At 70.1% G+C, this 16,217-nt stretch carries 11 protein-coding genes; 4 read left to right on the top strand and 7 right to left on the bottom strand.

Annotation, left to right across the window (positions count from 1 at the left end; all coding sequences use genetic code 11):
- The first annotated feature begins 36 nt into the window (after positions 1 to 36).
- Both H4F98_RS12345 and H4F98_RS12340 read left to right on the top strand, forming a co-directional pair.
- Positions 37 to 906 carry a thiol:disulfide interchange protein DsbA/DsbL gene (locus H4F98_RS12345; protein ID WP_182688101.1) on the top strand — a complete coding sequence of 290 codons (870 nt, stop codon included), beginning with the start codon at positions 37 to 39 and terminating at the stop codon, positions 904 to 906.
- Positions 907 to 942: 36 nt separating this feature from the next.
- Positions 943 to 1,719 carry an endonuclease/exonuclease/phosphatase family protein gene (locus H4F98_RS12340; protein WP_182688099.1) on the top strand — a complete coding sequence of 259 codons (777 nt, stop codon included), beginning with the start codon at positions 943 to 945 and terminating at the stop codon, positions 1,717 to 1,719.
- Here H4F98_RS12340 and eda read toward each other — a convergent pair.
- Entirely contained in the window at positions 1,716 to 2,381 is a 666-nt protein-coding gene (eda, locus tag H4F98_RS12335) for a bifunctional 4-hydroxy-2-oxoglutarate aldolase/2-dehydro-3-deoxy-phosphogluconate aldolase (protein WP_182688097.1), read from the bottom strand. The genes H4F98_RS12340 and eda overlap by 4 nt on opposite strands.
- Positions 2,368 to 3,384 carry a sugar kinase gene (locus tag H4F98_RS12330; RefSeq protein ID WP_182688095.1) on the bottom strand — a complete coding sequence of 339 codons (1,017 nt, stop codon included), beginning with the start codon at positions 3,382 to 3,384 and terminating at the stop codon, positions 2,368 to 2,370. Before H4F98_RS12330 ends, eda begins: the two co-directional genes overlap by 14 nt.
- 644 nt (positions 3,385 to 4,028) lie before the next feature.
- Between H4F98_RS12330 and H4F98_RS12325 the strand changes: the two genes are divergently transcribed.
- Complete coding sequence (locus H4F98_RS12325; RefSeq protein WP_182688093.1) at positions 4,029 to 6,797, top strand: TonB-dependent receptor; 2,769 nt, start codon at positions 4,029 to 4,031, stop codon at positions 6,795 to 6,797.
- A gap of 163 nt (positions 6,798 to 6,960) precedes the next feature.
- On the top strand, positions 6,961 to 8,331 hold the full coding sequence (locus H4F98_RS12320) for a pectate lyase family protein (RefSeq protein WP_182688091.1): 1,371 nt from the start codon (positions 6,961 to 6,963) through the stop codon (positions 8,329 to 8,331).
- A gap of 490 nt (positions 8,332 to 8,821) precedes the next feature.
- On the opposite strand, the gene H4F98_RS12315 is transcribed toward H4F98_RS12320, so the two are convergent.
- Genes H4F98_RS12315 through H4F98_RS12295 form a run of 5 tightly spaced genes read right to left on the bottom strand, consistent with a single transcriptional unit; the run spans position 8,822 to position 16,132 of the window.
- Positions 8,822 to 11,185 carry a glycosyl hydrolase family 95 catalytic domain-containing protein gene (locus tag H4F98_RS12315; RefSeq protein WP_182688089.1) on the bottom strand — a complete coding sequence of 788 codons (2,364 nt, stop codon included), beginning with the start codon at positions 11,183 to 11,185 and terminating at the stop codon, positions 8,822 to 8,824.
- Between the two features lie 17 nt (positions 11,186 to 11,202).
- A complete protein-coding gene (locus H4F98_RS12310; RefSeq protein WP_182688087.1) occupies positions 11,203 to 12,063 on the bottom strand; it encodes a rhamnogalacturonan acetylesterase in 861 nt (286 codons plus the stop codon).
- 34 nt (positions 12,064 to 12,097) lie between these two features.
- Positions 12,098 to 13,741, bottom strand: coding sequence for a carboxylesterase/lipase family protein (locus tag H4F98_RS12305; RefSeq protein ID WP_425487603.1), 1,644 nt, complete (start codon positions 13,739 to 13,741; stop codon positions 12,098 to 12,100).
- Positions 13,731 to 14,783, bottom strand: a complete 1,053-nt coding sequence (locus H4F98_RS12300; protein ID WP_182688085.1) for an alpha/beta hydrolase — start codon at positions 14,781 to 14,783, stop codon at positions 13,731 to 13,733. Before H4F98_RS12300 ends, H4F98_RS12305 begins: the two co-directional genes overlap by 11 nt.
- Complete coding sequence (locus H4F98_RS12295) at positions 14,783 to 16,132, bottom strand: pectate lyase family protein (RefSeq protein ID WP_182688082.1); 1,350 nt, start codon at positions 16,130 to 16,132, stop codon at positions 14,783 to 14,785. The genes H4F98_RS12300 and H4F98_RS12295 overlap by 1 nt, the downstream gene beginning before the upstream one ends.
- Positions 16,133 to 16,217: the final 85 nt, after the last annotated feature.

The following is a 16,217-nucleotide window of genomic DNA, read 5'->3' as shown; positions in this document are numbered from 1 at the left end:
CGCCTCGACCGCTCCTTCCTACCCGGAGAACGCCCGATGACTTCCCGCCTGCTTCCCCTGCTCCTGGCCGCCTCGATGCTGCTGGGTGCCTGCTCGTCCCAGACCGACGCCCCCGATCCGGGTGCCGCGCCCGCGACCGGTGAAGCCGCAGCACCGGCGCCTGCCGGCGACGATGCAGCGCCCACGGGGGCCACGAGCGCCACGAGCGCCGTCGACGCCGACAGCGCGGACGCAGCCGGAGACGCCCGGGCCGAGGCCGGCCCGAACACCAACCCGGTCGTGCCGCCTGCCGGTCCCGCGCCGGTCGCGGGCACCGACTATGTCGAGATCGCCGGTGGCCAGCCCTATGCGCCGTCGATGGGCAAGATCGAGGTCGTGGAGATCTTCGGCTACACCTGCCCCCACTGCGCGCACTTCGAGCCGCTGTTCGAAAGCTGGACGGCCAAGCAGCCCGCCGACGTGAAGGTCGTGCCGCTCGCCGCGCCGTTCGGCGGCTACTGGGAACCGTACGCGCGCGCCTTCTACGCCGCCGAGGCCCTGGGCGTGCTGGAGCCGAGCCATGCGGCCATGTTCAACGCGATCCATGTCGACCGCTCCATGCCGGCCCCCCCGACCGTGGCCAGCAACGAGCAGATCGCCGCGTTCTACACCAAGTACGGCGCGGATCCGAAGAAGTTCGCCTCGACGATGAACAGCTTCGCGGTGAACGCCAAGCTCAAGCGCGTCGGCCAGTTCCTCGCCCGTAGCGGCGTGGAATCGACCCCGGACCTGGTCGTCAACGGCAAGTACCGCGTGATCGGCGGCCAGAGCTTCGAAGACCGCCTGCGCATCACCGACCACCTGGTCGCGATGGAGCGCGCGGCGATGGCGCCTGCGGCGGCGCCCAGCGCCGAAGGTGCCGAGTAAGCCTTTGCCTCGCGCGCCGAAGCGACGCCCGTCGCCATGATCCAGACTCCCAGCGACCGGCGTCGCCTCAAGCTGCTCAGCGCCAACATCCAGGCCGGCTCCAGCACGCGCCGCTACAGCGACTACGCGACCCGCAGCTGGTCGCACGTGCTGCCGGCCGGCAACAAGCGCGGCGCGCTCGACGTGATCGCGCGCGTGGCCGGCGAACACGACATCGTCGGCCTGAACGAGAGCGACCCGGGCAGCCTGCGCTCGGGCTTCACCAACCAGACCCATTACCTCGCCCAGCGCGGCGGCTTCGATTACTGGAGCCACCAGCCCAACCGCAGCGTCGGCGGGGTCGCGTCCAGCGCCAATGGCCTGCTCAGCAAGCTGGAACCGATCGAGGTCACCGACCACGCCCTGCCGGGCCGCATCGCCGGGCGCGGGGTGCTGCTGGCGCGCTTCGGCGATGGCGACCTGGGCCTGCTGGTCGCCATCGCCCACCTGTCGCTGGGCAAGCAGTCGCGGGCTTCCCAATTGGCCTTCATCGCCGAGTTGCTGCACGACCATCCGCACGCGGTGCTGATGGGCGACTTCAACGCGCCGATCGACCGGCCCGAAATGCAGCAGCTGTTCCGCCAGACACGCCTGCAGCCGCCGGCCTGCGAGGTCCTGACCTTCCCCGCCTGGCGGCCGACGCGCGCGATCGACCACATCCTCGCCAGCGACGGACTGGTCTGCGCCGAGGCACTGGCATTGCCGGCGGCCTGGTCGGACCACCTGGCCCTGTCGATGGACCTCGATATCCCCGCCGAAGCGCTGCAGCGCTAGTTGGCATGCGCGGATGACAACCGCGCCGCCGCCGCGGCGCGACGCTCGACCCCGCTCCAGTCGCCTGCCGCGAGTGCATCGCCGGGGGTCAGCCAGGAACCGCCGACGCAGACCACATTGGCTTGCGCCAGGTAGCTCGGCGCGCGCCCGCTGTCGATGCCCCCGGTGGGGCAGAAGCCCACGCCCGCGAACGGCGCGGCCCAGGCCTTGAGCAGGGCCAGCGCATCGATCGGCTCGGCGGGGAACATCTTGAACATCCGGTAGCCCTCGCCGAGTCCGGCCATCAGTTCGCTGGCCGTCGCCACGCCCGGCAGGTAGGGCAGGCCCATGTCGACCGCGAGCCGCATGAGCGCGCTCGTTCCGCCGGGCGACACCGCGAACGCGGCGCCCGCGCGCTGCGCCTGTTCGAGCTGGCCCGCGTCGAGCACGGTGCCGGCACCCACCGCGAGGCCGGGACAGGACTGCGCCAGCGCGCGCACCGCCTCGAGCGCGACCGGCGTGCGCAGGGTGACCTCGATCGAGTGCAGGCCGCCGCGCTGCAGCGCCGCGCCCACCGCCAGCGCTTCATCGACGCTCGAGGGCGTATAGACGGGCACCACCCGGTCGCCGCCCAGCAGTCGGGCCCAGGCGGCCGGATCCGCGAGCGCGTCAACGCCGGACATGGAAGCCCTCCGCCGACAGGAAGTGCTCGACGTCGCCGCGCCCGGCCAGGTTGAAATCACCGGGAATCGAATGCTTGAGGCAGGCGGCCGCGAGACCGGACTGCAGGGCCTCGCCAGCGGGCGCGCCCTCCAGGAAGCCGTGCAGCACGCCCGCGGCGAACGCATCGCCACCCCCGATCCTGTCGACCACGTTGCGCAGCGCGTGGACCGGCGTGGCATGCACGCGTCCGCCGCGCTCGACCAGCATCGCGGAGAGCTCGTGGTGATCGACGTCGTGCTGCACGCGCTGGGTGCAGGCGAAGTAGCGCAGCCGTGGGAAGGCCTCGAAGGCGTGGCCCGCGGCCTGCACGACCTTGCCGGCGACCTCCGCGGCATCGCAGTCCGCGCCCAGCACGACCGCCATGTCGCGGTGGTCGGCGAACAGCACCGTCGCGGTGGCCATCAGGCGCCGCAGGATCGCCGGCGGGTCGCTGTCCCAGGCCTGCCAGAGCTTGGCGCGGAAGTTGCCGTCGAAGCTCACCTGCACGCCCGCGACGACCGCCGCCTCGGCGGCATCGATGGCCGCCTGCGCGCACGCGGCGCCCAATGCAGGGGTCACGCCGGACAGGTGCAGCCATCGCGCGCCATCCAGGCAGGTCGCCCAATCCAGGGCGGCGGCACGGGTGAAGGCCGAATCCGCGCGGTCGTACAGCACGTCGCTCGGACGATGGCCGGCCCCGGTTTCCAGGAAATACAGTCCCATGCGACCGGGGGCCGCGTGAACGTGGCGAGTATCGACGCCGTGCCGGCGCAGCTCGCCGACGGCGTGTGCGCCGAGGGCATTGTCGGCGACCGTGCTGGCCATTCCGACGCGATGGCCCATGCGTGCCAGGGACACCGCGACGTTGGCCTCGGCCCCGCCGACGTGCACCTCGAGGGCGGGCGTCTGCAGCAGGGTCTGGCGCCCGGGCGCGCCCAGGCGCAAGAGCAGTTCGCCGTAGCAGATCAGTGTGCTTCGCGGCATGGCCGCCTCCAGTCGGGTTTGCATCAGTGAAGCATCCCGGCGCGGATGCCAGCGTGGCGGCGGTCGGGATGCGACGTAACAGGTGGCCGACGGACCGCCTGACTATCGGTGTCATTCCGCGGGCGTGGCCACCATATCAATCCGCCACCGCGAGTCAAGATCGCGCACCTGTCGACGTCCGCTGCGCACGCAGGCAGGGCTCATCGTTCTCCGCGCGTGGCCACCCCGGCCTGGCTGGGCGGCGCGAAACGACGTCCCACGGTGCTCTGGCACCCTCTCGCCGACCTTGATGGCCACACGCTCGTGCACGGGTCGCGTCATCTGCATCGCGTCGTCGACGCGTCACGCCTCGAATCCGGCCTGGGTCACGGATTGATTGCGCGCGGTGGCGCTCGTGTCCGGCAGGCGTTTCCGCCGGGCCGGAAATTTGTGCTTTGCGGCAAAAACGTCGCGTGCAAAAATCGTTATTTTTCCGTCACTTGGGATACAAATATCGGCCTACCGCAGCGCAGCATGATGTTCCCGCAGGCTTTTGTTAGGGTTTTGGCCAGCGGTGTCATTGCATTTCCAGGCGACATATCCGGCACCGTCAATCACATAAAAGTGGCACACAGAGCCAACTTCGTCCTTTTGGGAGGGGATCCATGCAGCTCCAACGTTTCTCAGGAAAGACACCGGTTACCCTGCTCGCCAGCGCCATCGCCCTGGCCCTGCAGGTGTCGCCCCAGGCCGTCCGCGCACAGGAGGCCGATGCGTCCCCCGCCATCGAGCAGGCGCAGGATGCCACCGCGACCGACCTCGACGCCGTCGTTGTCACCGGCTTCCGCGCCAGCCTCGCCGAAGGCCTGGAGATGAAACGCGCCGCGGTGGGCGCGGTCGACGCGATCGTCGCCGAGGACATCGCGGACTTCCCCGACCAGAACATCGCCGAGTCGCTGCAGCGCATCCCGGGCATCACCATCACCCGCGACTCGGGCGAGGGCCGCAACATCTCCGTGCGCGGCCTCTCGGGCGAGTACACCCGCGTTCGCATCAACGGCATGGAGGCGATCGCCTCGTCCGGCGGCGAAGGCGGCCCCAACCGCGGCCGCGACTTCGATTACAACGTGTTCGCCTCCGAGCTGTTCAATTCGGTGGTCGTGCACAAGACCGCCGAGGCCTCGCTGGACGAAGGCTCGCTGGGCGCGATCGTCGACCTCAACACCGGCGGTCCCTTCGGCTACAAGGTCGGCAGCACCTTCGTCACCAACGTGCAGGGACAGGTCAACGACCTCACCGATGGCGTGGACCCGCGCGTGGCCGCGCTGTATGCCTTCCGTTCGCCCTCCGATACCTGGGCGGTGTCGTTCTCCGCGGCCTACTCCGACGACGAGACGCTCGAGCTTGGCCAGAACACCGTCCGCTGGCAGCAGGCCGACTTCCGTTCGGTCCGCGGCGTCGACTGCGCCTCCAATCCCAACGACGCCGGCTGCCTGGAAGTGGGCAACGCCTTCCACCCGCGCATCCCGCGCTACGGCGAGATCGACGTGAAGCGCGAGCGCCTGGGCCTCACCGGGTCGCTCGAGCTGCGCCCCGCCGAAGGCACCCGCATCAACCTCGACCTGCTGTACTCCAAGCTCGACGCCTCGCGCGGCGAGAAGTGGGGCGAGGTGCTCTTCCGCGGCAACGAAGGCGGGATGGACGTCCTCGACTACACGATCGATCCGACGACCAACAACCTCACGATGATGGAGGTCAACAACGCCTGGGTCCGCAACGAGGCGTTCGAGAAGGCCTGGGACAGCGAGTTCAAGCAGTGGACCGTCAACGTCGAGCAGGCCTTCGGCGACACCGTGACCGGCCATGCGCTGATCGGCAGCGCGCGCTCCTCGCTTGAGTTCCCCTACGAGCGCACGTTCGTCTACGACGACCGCGACTACAACGGCTTCTACTACGACTACAGCGACGACGAGTTCCCGGTGATCGGGTTCAACGGCGGCGACGTCACCGACCCGGCCAACTTCCAGATGGCCGAGTTCCGCGACCGCCCGACGAAGACCCAGCACGACTTCGACACCGTCACCGCCGACGTCGAATGGGCCTTCAGCACCGACTACGCCCTGCAGGCCGGCGTCAACTATCGACAATTCTCCTTCAGCACCTGGGGCGGCCTGCGCGACACCGGCGTCTGCGCCTCGGGCATCTACACCTGCGCACCGGGCGAGTACGGCATCCCCGCCACCGACGACCTCTCCGAGCTCTATCACTTCGACGGCGACACCGGCACCGGTTCGACCACGCGCTGGCTGATCCCGGACCTCGATGCCTGGGTCGACTTCATCGACCTCAACGGGCGCCCGATCCGCCTGGACCAGGGCAACATCCGCACGGTCAGCGAGAACGACACCGGCGTGTTCGTTCAGCTCAACGGCAACACCCTGGTCTTCGACCGCACGCTGGCCTTCAACGCGGGCGTGCGCTACGTCGAGACCGAGCAGACCTCGAGCGGCTACAACTCCGGCGCCTACGTCACCATCGATCGTCCGACCTACACCGACACCCTGCCCTCGTTCAATGCCGCCTACTCGATCACCGACGACCTGATCTGGCGCGTTTCCGCGGCCAAGGTGATGACGCGGCCCGGCCTGGGCAGCCTGTCGCCCGGCGGCAGCGTGGACAGCTTCAACTACCGCGTGACCTACCAGAACCCCTACCTCGACCCGACCCGCGCCGAGGCCTACGACATGTCGCTGGAGTGGTACTTCGCGCCGGAGTCGATCCTGTCGCTGGCGGTGTTCTACAAGGACATCGAGTCCAGCCCGATCTCTTCCGAGCGCACCGGTACCTATGCCTCGACCGGCCTCCCGCTCGACCTGCTGGTCCCGACCTCGCCTGCGGCGCAGGATCCGGAAGGGCGTCCGTGGGAGATCCGCAGCGTCGACAACGGGCCGGGCGGCAAGGTGCAGGGCTACGAGATCGGCTTCCAGATGCCGTTCGCGGTGATGACCGAGAGCGTGCCCGTCATCCGCAACATGGGCATGATCGGCAACTACACCTACGTCGACTCCGACCGCGACTACACCTTCGGCAGCGAGACGATCACCGAGCGCCTGTTCGGCCTCTCCAACCACTCGTACAACTTCACCCTGTACTACGAGAACGAGAAGTTCAGCGCCCGCGCCTCCGCCGCCTACCGCAGCGACTACCTGACCGGCACCAGCGGCACCGGCAACGTGTTCGAAGGCTACGACGGCACCTTCAACGTCGACGCCTCGGCCAACTACAAGATCAACGACAGTTTCGAGGTGACCCTGGAGGCCCTGAACCTGACCGACGATTACCAGGACCGCTGGACCGACATCAACACCTACCGCCGCTACGAGTACGACCACACCGGTCGTACCTACAAGCTCGGCTTCCGCTACCGCTTCTGACGCAGCACCCGGAGGCCCGGCATGGCGCTCCCATGCCGGGCCTTTTCCATCGGCGGCCCCGCCGCCCGATGCACGCGCCGTGGCATCGAAGTGCCTGTTGGCGAACGCCCCCACGCCCCACCCCGCTCGCCTCCTTTCCCGTCCCGCAAGAAGGAGCCGCTCGATGAACGCACGCCCCCTGTCCTGCCTGGCCAGCGCCCTGGCGCTGCTGATTGCCGCGCCGCTGCCGGTCGCCGCCGGCGACCGCCATGCCCCTCCCGATGTCGGCCGCGAGACCCTCGGCGCGAACGACGGCTGGGCCGCGCTCGCCACCGCGCAACAGCCCCATGGCACCACCGGCGGCGCCAGTGCCGACGCCGCCCACGTCTTCACCGTGACCACGCGCAACGAGCTGGTGGCGGCGCTGGCCCATCCCGACGCGACGCCCAAGATCGTGCGGATCGCGGCGATGATCGACGCCAACGTGGACGACGCCAACGCGCCGCTCGACTGCGCGGACTATGCCCGCCCCGATCCCGAGACCGGCCAGATGTATTCGCTCGCGCAATACCTGGCCGACTACGACCCGGCCACCTGGGGCTGGGACGACGAGCCGTCGGGACCGCAGGAGCGCGCGCGCGATGCATCCGCCGACGCGCAGGCGGCGCGCATCCGCATCCGGGTGCCCCCCAACACCACCCTCGTCGGCGTGACGCGCGGCGCCGGCCTGCGCGGGGGCTGGCTCGACATCCGCCCCGGCAGCGGCAGCAGCAATGCCCCGGCCAACGTGATCGTCCGCAACCTGAGCTTCGTCGACACCTTCGACTGCTTCCCGGCCTGGGATCCGACCGATGGCGCGGCGGGCAACTGGAACTCGCTCTACGACGCCATCTCGATCCGCAACGCCACGCACGTGTGGATCGACCACAACGCATTCTTCGACGATGCCACCGCCGACGAAGGGCAGCCCAACCATTTCGGACGGCTCTACCAGGTGCACGACGGCCTGATCGACATCACCAACGCGTCCGACCTGGTAACGGTGTCCTGGAACATCCTCGCAAACCACGACAAGGCGATGCTGGTGGGCTCCTCCGACAGCGCGAGCGCCGACCGCGACCGCCTGCGCATCACGCTCCACCACAACCTGTTCCACGACCTCGGCCAGCGCGTCCCGCGGCTCCGCTTCGGCCAGGCCCACGTCTACAACAACCAGTACAGCCTCTCGCCCGCGGGCGCGGCGCGCTACGGCTACAGCTGGGGCATCGGCATCGAATCGTCGCTGTTCGCCCAGAACAACCATTTCCTGGTGCCGTCGGCGGTGACCCCGGACCTGTTCCTGGAGACCTACAAGGGCACCGCGGCCCACGTCGAGGGCACCTGGGTCAACGGATTCTCGCGCCGGCACGAGGTCGACGTGGTCGCCGCGTTCAATGCGGCCAACGGCACTTCCCTGGGCGACGATGTTGGCTGGACCCCGTCCCTCTACCCGCGCATCGACCCGACGGTTTCGGTGCCCGTCCGCGTCCTGCTCGGGGCCGGCCCCATGAAATAGCGCCGCAGCTGCGTGTCGCGATGCCCCTTGGCGTCGCAGGTGGTGGGCGTCCGGATCCAGGGGGCGCGAGCGGTCGACTCTCTCCCGTCCGCCGCGGTCCGGCCGGCAGCGCGCGAGCCCCGAAGTCACGCCGATGCCGGATTCGCCCACCGCTCTTTTTTTGGTGTCGTACCCAGGTCCAGAGCGTACGCGCCAGGCCTCGGGGTTCCGTTGCGCCCGTGTTGGCCAGCGGACGATTGATCGGTGCGTCGAGGCATCGCACCGTCTGGATGGGGGATGAACCTCACCGCGACCGGAAATGCCGGCATGAGGACCATGGGAGAGGCATGCGGGTTGTAGGGCGGGTCGAACCGAAGTCGATACCCACCATGACTCCCGGCCGCTACGCACGATGGGTTTTGCTTCGCGCAACCCATCCTACCGTGGTAGGCCATCACCTTCCGCCACTCGCTCCTCGGTGGGGCGAAAGACCCTTCTTCCCGGGCCGCGGTCAGGCCTCCACGAGGGCGCCGTCGCCCGCAGGGCGAAGCCGGATGCGGCCGCCCGCCGGCAACACGACGCGCCGGGTCCGGCCACGATGGTCCAGGCGCCACTCGCCGCCGCGTTCGCTGCCCAGCTCCACCCAGGCCAACCTGCCGTCGGCCCACTCGATGTCGAGACCGGCCGCACCCCGCAGCCGCATGCCGCGCAGGCGACCGCGTGTCCATTGCGACGGCAGGGCCGGCAACAGGAATACCGTGCCTCCCCAGTCCTGCACGATCATCTCCAGGATCCCCGCTGCACCGCCGAAGTTGCCGTCGATCTGGAACGGGGGGTGCGCGTCGAACAGGTTCGGGTAGCTGCGCGCGTGGCTGAGGAGCATCGCCAGTACGCGATGGGCGCGTTCGCCATCGCCCAGTCGCGCCCACAGGTTGATGCGCCAGCCCACGCCCCAGCCGGTGGCGTCGTCGCCGCGCAACTCGAGCGAGCGCCGCGCCGCGGCCGCCAGTCGCGGGGTGTCGCGCCGATTGATCGCGTCGCCCGGGTACACCGCGTACAGATGCGAGACATGGCGGTGATGCGGCTCGGGCGCCTGAAGGTCCCAGTCCTCGCGCCATTCCTGCAGTTGCCCCGCCGCGCCGATGCGGTCGCGTGGCAGGCGCGCGGCCAGGGCTTCGAGCTCGCCTGCCAGGCCGGGGTCGACGTCGAGCAGGCGGCTGGCACGAGCGCACTGGCCGAACAGGTCGCGCAGCAACTGTGCGTCCATGGCCGGCCCGGCGCATATCGAGCTGCCGTGCGGATGCGCGTTCTCGGGCGACAGCGAGGGGCTGGTAACGAGCTCGCCCGTTGCGGGATCCTCGACGAGGAACGCCCGATAGAAGTCGATCGCACCCTTGAACAGGGGATAGATGCGCCGCAGCACCTCCGGATCGCGCGAGTAGTCCCAACGATCCCACAGGTGGCGCAACAGCCAGGCGCCTCCCATCGGCCACAAGCCGAAGCGGGCACCGTCGATGGGCCCGGTCTGGCGCCACAGGTCGGTGTTGTGGTGGACGACCCAGCCGGGCGCCCCGTACATCTCGCGCGCGGTGCGGGCGCCGCTGCGCGCCAGCTCGGCGATCATCCGCTCCAGCGGCTCGACGCACTCGGGCAACGCACCTGCCTCGGCCGGCCAGTAGTTCATCTCGGCGTTGATGTTGAGCGTCCACTTGCTGCCCCAGGGCGGGTCCTGGAGGTCGTTCCAGATACCCTGCAGGTTGGCCGGCTGGGTACCGGGCCTGGAACTGCTGATCAGCAGGTACCGGCCGTACTGGTAGTAGAGCGCCGCGAGCGCGGGATCGTCCTCGGTGGCGAAGCGCGTGATGCGCTGGTCGGTGCTGCGCTCGGCGGCCGCGGTGCGGCCCAGGTCGAGGCTGACGCGCCGGAACAACGCGCGATGGGCGTCGAGATGGGCCTCGCGCATCGCGTCGAAGCCACGTCGTTGCGAGGCATCGAGGGTGTCGCGCGTAATCGCGACCGGGTCGCCGCCCACGTCCCGGGGGCCACGGAAACTGGTCGCCACCGCCACCCTGAGCAGCAGGCCGCTGGCGCCTTCGAAACGCAGCCGCCCGTCCGCCGCGCGCAGCGTGCCGCCGCTCGCTTCCAGTCGCAGGCGGATGGCGTAGCGCAATGCGCCGTCGATGCCATGGCGACCATCGTTGTGACCGACCAGCAACAGCTCCGCCCCCGATGCAGTCGTTTCGTGGCCCAGGTCCGCGGCCAGCGACACGAAGCCCGAGAGGCCTTGCGCGGCGTCGCAAAGGTGCCGGACCACGAGGCAGTCGTCGACCGGCGACACGAAAGACTCGCGCTCGTGGCGCGCGTCGCCCGCGTTGAACCGGCAGGAGGCGATCGCCGTGTCGAGGTCCAGTCGGCGTTCGTACCCGTGGATGCCGCCCATGCCATCGAAGTCGATCCAGGCCTCGCCCGGGGACTGGTAGGGCATCATCCGCAAGGGCCGCGACATCATCGTCTCGTTGGCGAGTCGCTCGGCTTCGGCATAGCGCCCCTCGAACACCAGCGCCCGCACCTTCGGCAGGGCGTCCCGCGCATCGGGATTGATCGCCTCGTAGGGACCCCCGGCGAACAGGGTGTCGTCGTTGAGCTGCAAGCGCTCGCGCGTGGTCCCGCCCCAGGCCATCGCCCCCAGGCGGCCGTTGCCGAGCGGCAGTGCGTCTTCCCACTGGCGGGCGGGCACGCGGTAGTGCAGCGAGAGATCGTCGGCGCCCATCCAGGCGCCGGCAGCGTCGGTGCCGCCCGCCCGGCCGCTGCCCGGGCGCAACACCGCGGCGACCAGGGCGGCCTGGAGCAGGCGTCGGCGATAGGGATCGAACATGCGTGGGCTCCGACCCCTCAGGGATACATGCGCTCGCGCAGGTCCGGCACGACCCGCGTGAGTTCGTCGGCGACGATCGCGGCGAAGAACGCGGCGCCGGTGTCGCCGAGGTGGGTGTAGTCGAACTGCCACTTCGGCTGGCCCAGGGGTGCGCGGCCCGTCGGGTCGGCCGGCACCTCCGGGGGCGGCGGCACGTCGTGGTCGACCGTGGTGCCGGTCTGCGCGGCGGCCGACATCCAGGACGGCGGCGGGATCTCCGCCAGCGTCATCGCCTGCACCGGGCCCATGCCCTGCACGGCGGCCATGCTGCGCGCGTGCAGGTCGACCAGCGGCACGTCCATCTCGCGGGCGATGCGACGCACCGCGTCGGCCCAGGGCTGCAGGTCGTCGTCGAGGCGGCCGTCCGTGAACATGCGCCGGGTGAGCGGCGTGACCAGGACCGGTCGCGCGCCGGCGGCGCGGATCTCCTCGACGTAGCGGCGCATGTTCGCGGGGAACTCACGGTCCAGGTCGGTCGAGCGGCCGGGCTTGCCGGGCTGGTCGTTGTGGCCGAACTGCACCAGGACCCAGGTGTTGTCGTAGGCACCGGTCTTCATCTCCGCCAGGGCGATGTCCCAGGACCCTTCGGCACGGTAGCTGTAGCTGCTGCGGCCACCGCGGCCCAGGTTGACGCAGGCGACGAAGGCGCTGACGTGCCTGGCGCAGAACGCACCGCCCCAGCCGCTCAGCACCTGGGTGGTCGAGTCGCCCACGAGGATGATCTTGTCGGCGCGGATGGGGACCGGCGCGGGACGGGGCTGCGTCGCCAAGGCCTGGGCGCTGGTGGCGCCAGCCGCGGCCAGCAGCGAGGCGGCAACGAGGGGGAGGCAGGTCTTCATGGACATCTCCAGGGTGGTGTTCGGGGCGCCCGGCTCACATCGTTCCGCGCTGGACGAAGGGCACGCGCTGGTAGAGCCGGCGTTCGCCGCCGCGGGGATCGTCCTGCAGCCGGCTGCGGGCATCGAAAACCAGGGTCTGGCGCCCCGGCAGCGTGTACGGCGCCCAGTGCGGCAGCTCGGCGTGGTTGGGATCGCCGCTGCGGGCGAAGGCCAGCAGCGCAGCGCTCATGCGTGCGGCCATCGCGCGCGCCGGCGCGCCATCGCCGGTCCGCGAGCCGGGCTGGGCGGTGTTGTCGAAGACCAACGGGATGTCGAGCGTATGGAAAGCACGGAACCTGCGACCGTCGTCAGTGTCCGGATGCCAGTCGAGCTGGTAGGCCCAGGTGGGCGCGCCTCCATCGGCCGCCTGGCGCGCGCGCGCTTCGGCCTCCTCGACGGCGCCGCGCCAGGAACGCCCGGCGGTGGTCGCGGCGAAGAACACCTCGCTGGGCGTGTAGTCCGGATACAGGCGGCGGTACTCGTCGATCACCGCCTGCGGCCGGATGTCGACGAACTGCTGCTTCTCCAGCCGTTGCGGCAGGCGCTCCCAGTCCAGCGTGAAGTTGTCGGGATCGTTGCCCAGGAAGGCGCGGGTTTCGTCGCGGGTGTTGCCGATCACCATGGGGATGGTCGCGGACTGGGACGGCGCCTCCGGCCAGAACGGATGCACCGGCAAGCTGCCGCTGTCCATCACCGGCCCGAAGTACAGGCTGCTGTCTTCCACGCGGGAGGAATCGCGCACGCGCGCAGCGTCGAGCAGGCGCGCCGGCGACAGGCGCAGGAGGCCGTCGATGTCGCCCGCGGGCAGGCCCGCAGCCTCGATCAGCAGCGCCGCGCGCTGGGTGGCCGCCCGTGGCCCCGCCGCGGTCACCTGCTGGCCGCTCATGGTCCACGCGCGATGGAACAGGCCGCGCGCGGCCGGCATCGCCATCAGGGTGGCGATCTTGGCGCCGCCGCCGGACTGGCCGAAGACGGTGACGTTGCCGGGGTCGCCGCCGAACTCCGTGGCGTGCTCGCGCACCCAGTGCAGGGCCTGCACCAGGTCGAGCTGGCCGACGTTGCCGGAATCGGTGTAGGCGGGGCCACCGAGGTTGCCCAGGTACAGGTAGCCGAGCGCATTGAGCCGGTGGTTGACGGTGACCACGACGACGTCGCCGCGAGTGCACAGGTTCACGCCATCGTAAAGCGGGTCGCTGCCGGAGCCGTTGTTGAAGCCGCCGCCATGGATGTAGACCAGCACCGGACGACGGCCGCCGTCGCGCAGGGCGGGCGTGGTGACATTGAGGAACAGGCAGTCCTCGCTGGTGGCTTCGCCCTCGTCGCGCTGCGGGCTCGCGGCACCGAATGCCAGGGCGTCGCGCACGCCGTCCCAGGGCTGTTCGCGCAAGGCGGGCCGGAAGCGCCGGGGTCCGGTATCGGCGCCGTAGGGAATGCCCCGGAACACCTGCATGCCGCGGTCGCGGAAGCCCCGCACCTGGCCACTGCGGGTCATGGCCAGCGGATGCGCGGCGCCGCTGCCCGCGTGCACGCCGGGCATGAAGGCGGTGGCGGCGAACACGCCGGTCGCGCCGGCGGCCGCCGTCAACAGGCGGCGACGCATCGGATCCTCGGGGCGGGCGGTGCGGCGTTCAGGGCTCATCGGGTTCCTCGGGGTCCAGTTGGCGCAGCCACGCATCGGCCACGCGCGGCCACAGCGACAGGCTGCTGTCGCCGATGTCGCGCACGCCGAAGCCGTGCCCGCCCCTCGCGTAGAGATGCATTTCGGTCGGCACGCCGGCCTCGCGCAGGGCGGCGTACAACTGCAGGCTGTTGGCCAGGTCGACGCTGGCATCGTCGGCCGCATGCAGCAGGAACACCGGCGGCATGCCAACGCGGACGCGGTTCTGCATCGAGTAGGACGCGATCGCCCCGGGCGAGGGATCGGCGCCCAGGAGGTGCTCGCGCGACACGGCATGCGCGTGCACGCCCATGTCGATCACCGGGTACATCAGCAGTACGCCCTGCGGACGTGCGTCGAGCCGGTCGATCGCGTCCATGGGCGGGTGGAGGACTTCGTCGTGGCGCATCGCCAGGCTCGCGGCGACGTGGCCGCCGGCCGAAAAGCCCATCGCGGCGATGCGTCGAGGGTCGATGCCCCAGCGATCGGCCTGGTCGCGGATGACGCGCATCGCCCGCTGTGCGTCGGCCACGGACACGTCGCGGGCGCCCTCGTGGCCTTCACCCGGCAATCGATAGCGCAGCACGAACAGGGTGTAACCGAGGGCGTCTGCGAACACCGGCACCAGTGCCGACCCTTCCTTGTCGAGGACGATGCGGCGGTACGCGCCCCCCGGTATCACCAGCAGGGCACGCCCGTTCGCACGCGCCGGTCGATGGACGACCAGGTAGGGCCGGCTGACGCCGGTGACGATGCGGTCCGGCAGGGCCGGGTCGTCGCTGCGTTCGACGATTCGCTGTTCCAGCTCGAGCGCCGCCGATCCCGGCCCGGTTTCGCCGGGCCACAGGAAGACCCGCGAGGCGAGGTCGTCCACGGTTTCCGACGACAGGGTCTCCGCGCACGCGGGTTGCGTCGCCAGCAGTGCGGTCAGGAGCAGTCCGCCCCACCCGTGCCAACGCCCCCGGAGCCCGGGACCGACGCCGCGGGTCACCCGCGGCGCCCGGCATCCACCACCCGCGCGCATTACTTCAGCGGCTCACGCCGATCCAGCGGCTTGAGCGGCTCCATGGTGTCGAGGTTCCAGTCGGCGGCAACGAAGGCCTGCCGCGTGGGCGCGTGCGCGGGGTAGCCGCCCACCTGGTCCTGGCTGTCGATGATCGTGCCGCGGCCTTCGATGGTGTCGGCGAGGATGCGGCGATCGGTGTCGTCGCGGTCCCAGGGCCGGGCACCGGCCGTGGCGATCACGGCATCCTGCACCTGCGCCGACGGCAGCAGTTCGACCCCGAACGGCAACGCCGGCGCGCGCGCCATCGGCTTCACTTCGACCGGCGCGGTGGTGTAGCGCCCCTCCATCGGCAGCGGCCGTCCGATGCGGTCCAGGGCGAGGTTGTCCTCGAAGAACACGTCGACGTCGCCCGAGCCGCCGATGGTGAAGAACGCCAGCTCCTCGGTCGAGATACCCGCGCGCATCACGTTGCCGCGCGAAACCATCTGGCCCCGCGAATAGGGATGCCCGATCCATTCCTCGGCGATCAGGTTGTAATGCATCGCGCGCTGGCCCGGGTCGTAGACCAGGTTGTTGATCACCTGGCCGCGCGCACCGCCCTTGAACAGCGGGTTGCGCTCGTAGTTGTGCGCGTAGAGGTTGCCGACGATCAGCACGTCGTTGACATGGTCGTGGATCAGGCTGCCCTTGGAGTGCTCGCCCTTGCCGTGGGTCGCGTGGGCCAGGCCCTCGGCGATGATGTTGTTGCTGAAGGTGATCCGTCGCGAAGCGTTCTGCATCCACTCGGCCTCGGACTCGCCGGCGAAGCGCGTGCTCGACGCCGACAGGTTCTCGTCGGTCGCCCAGGTCAACGAGCAGTGGTCGACGATCACGTCGTGCGCGCCCCGCATGGTGGTGATGGCATCGAAGTCCACGCCGGCCATCTTGGGCAGGCCGCCGTCGCCCGGGCGCACGCGGATGTGGCGGATGACCACGTCGTGGGCGGCCACCACGAGCCCCCCCTTGATGAAGGTCACGCCCGGTTGCGGCGCGGTTTGTCCAGCGATGGTCAAAAAGGGCTCGTCGATCCGCACCGTCTTCATGCCCAGGTCGATCACGCCGCCGACCTCGAACACCACGGTGCGCGGTCCCTTGGCCTTCACCGCCTCGCTGAACGAGCCCGGGCCTTCGGCCTCCAGGGTGGTCACCTTGATGATCCGGCCGCCGCGTCCACCGGGCGTATGCGCCGCCCAGCCTTGCGCTCCGGGGAACGCCAGTGCTTGCGGGTCGGCCGCGGCCACGGCCGGCGGCGCGCCCAGCATCGCCATCGACAACAGCAGGGCAAGGGCACCGGTCCAACGGACGGGCGAAGAACTGATCGACTGCATGGACTTCCTCCGGGTTCGCGGCCGCTCCACGTTAGCGCGAAGTGTTTTGCCGCACTGCACATTGAAAATGACACCGGTTTACCAT

This window comes from Marilutibacter spongiae (assembly GCF_014145325.1).
Taxonomy (GTDB): Bacteria; Pseudomonadota; Gammaproteobacteria; order Xanthomonadales; family Xanthomonadaceae; genus Marilutibacter; species Marilutibacter spongiae.
Note: the sequence above shows the minus strand (reverse complement) of the source record. Positions and strands in the feature narration are given on the sequence as shown.

What these genes read in the sequence shown, in the direction of transcription:
- H4F98_RS12310 (WP_182688087.1), bottom strand. Translation starts at nt 12,063, where the DNA reads ATGAAGACCTGCCTCCCCCTCGTTGCCGCCTCGCTGCTGGCCGCGGCT.
- H4F98_RS12320 (WP_182688091.1), top strand. Translation starts at nt 6,961, where the DNA reads ATGAACGCACGCCCCCTGTCCTGCCTGGCCAGCGCCCTGGCGCTGCTG.
- H4F98_RS12305 (WP_425487603.1), bottom strand. Translation starts at nt 13,741, where the DNA reads ATGAGCCCTGAACGCCGCACCGCCCGCCCCGAGGATCCGATGCGTCGC.
- H4F98_RS12345 (WP_182688101.1), top strand. Translation starts at nt 37, where the DNA reads ATGACTTCCCGCCTGCTTCCCCTGCTCCTGGCCGCCTCGATGCTGCTG.
- H4F98_RS12330 (WP_182688095.1), bottom strand. Translation starts at nt 3,384, where the DNA reads ATGCCGCGAAGCACACTGATCTGCTACGGCGAACTGCTCTTGCGCCTG.
- H4F98_RS12325 (WP_182688093.1), top strand. Translation starts at nt 4,029, where the DNA reads ATGCAGCTCCAACGTTTCTCAGGAAAGACACCGGTTACCCTGCTCGCC.
- H4F98_RS12340 (WP_182688099.1), top strand. Translation starts at nt 943, where the DNA reads ATGATCCAGACTCCCAGCGACCGGCGTCGCCTCAAGCTGCTCAGCGCC.
- H4F98_RS12300 (WP_182688085.1), bottom strand. Translation starts at nt 14,783, where the DNA reads ATGCGCGCGGGTGGTGGATGCCGGGCGCCGCGGGTGACCCGCGGCGTC.
- H4F98_RS12295 (WP_182688082.1), bottom strand. Translation starts at nt 16,132, where the DNA reads ATGCAGTCGATCAGTTCTTCGCCCGTCCGTTGGACCGGTGCCCTTGCC.
- H4F98_RS12315 (WP_182688089.1), bottom strand. Translation starts at nt 11,185, where the DNA reads ATGTTCGATCCCTATCGCCGACGCCTGCTCCAGGCCGCCCTGGTCGCC.
- eda (WP_182688097.1), bottom strand. Translation starts at nt 2,381, where the DNA reads ATGTCCGGCGTTGACGCGCTCGCGGATCCGGCCGCCTGGGCCCGACTG.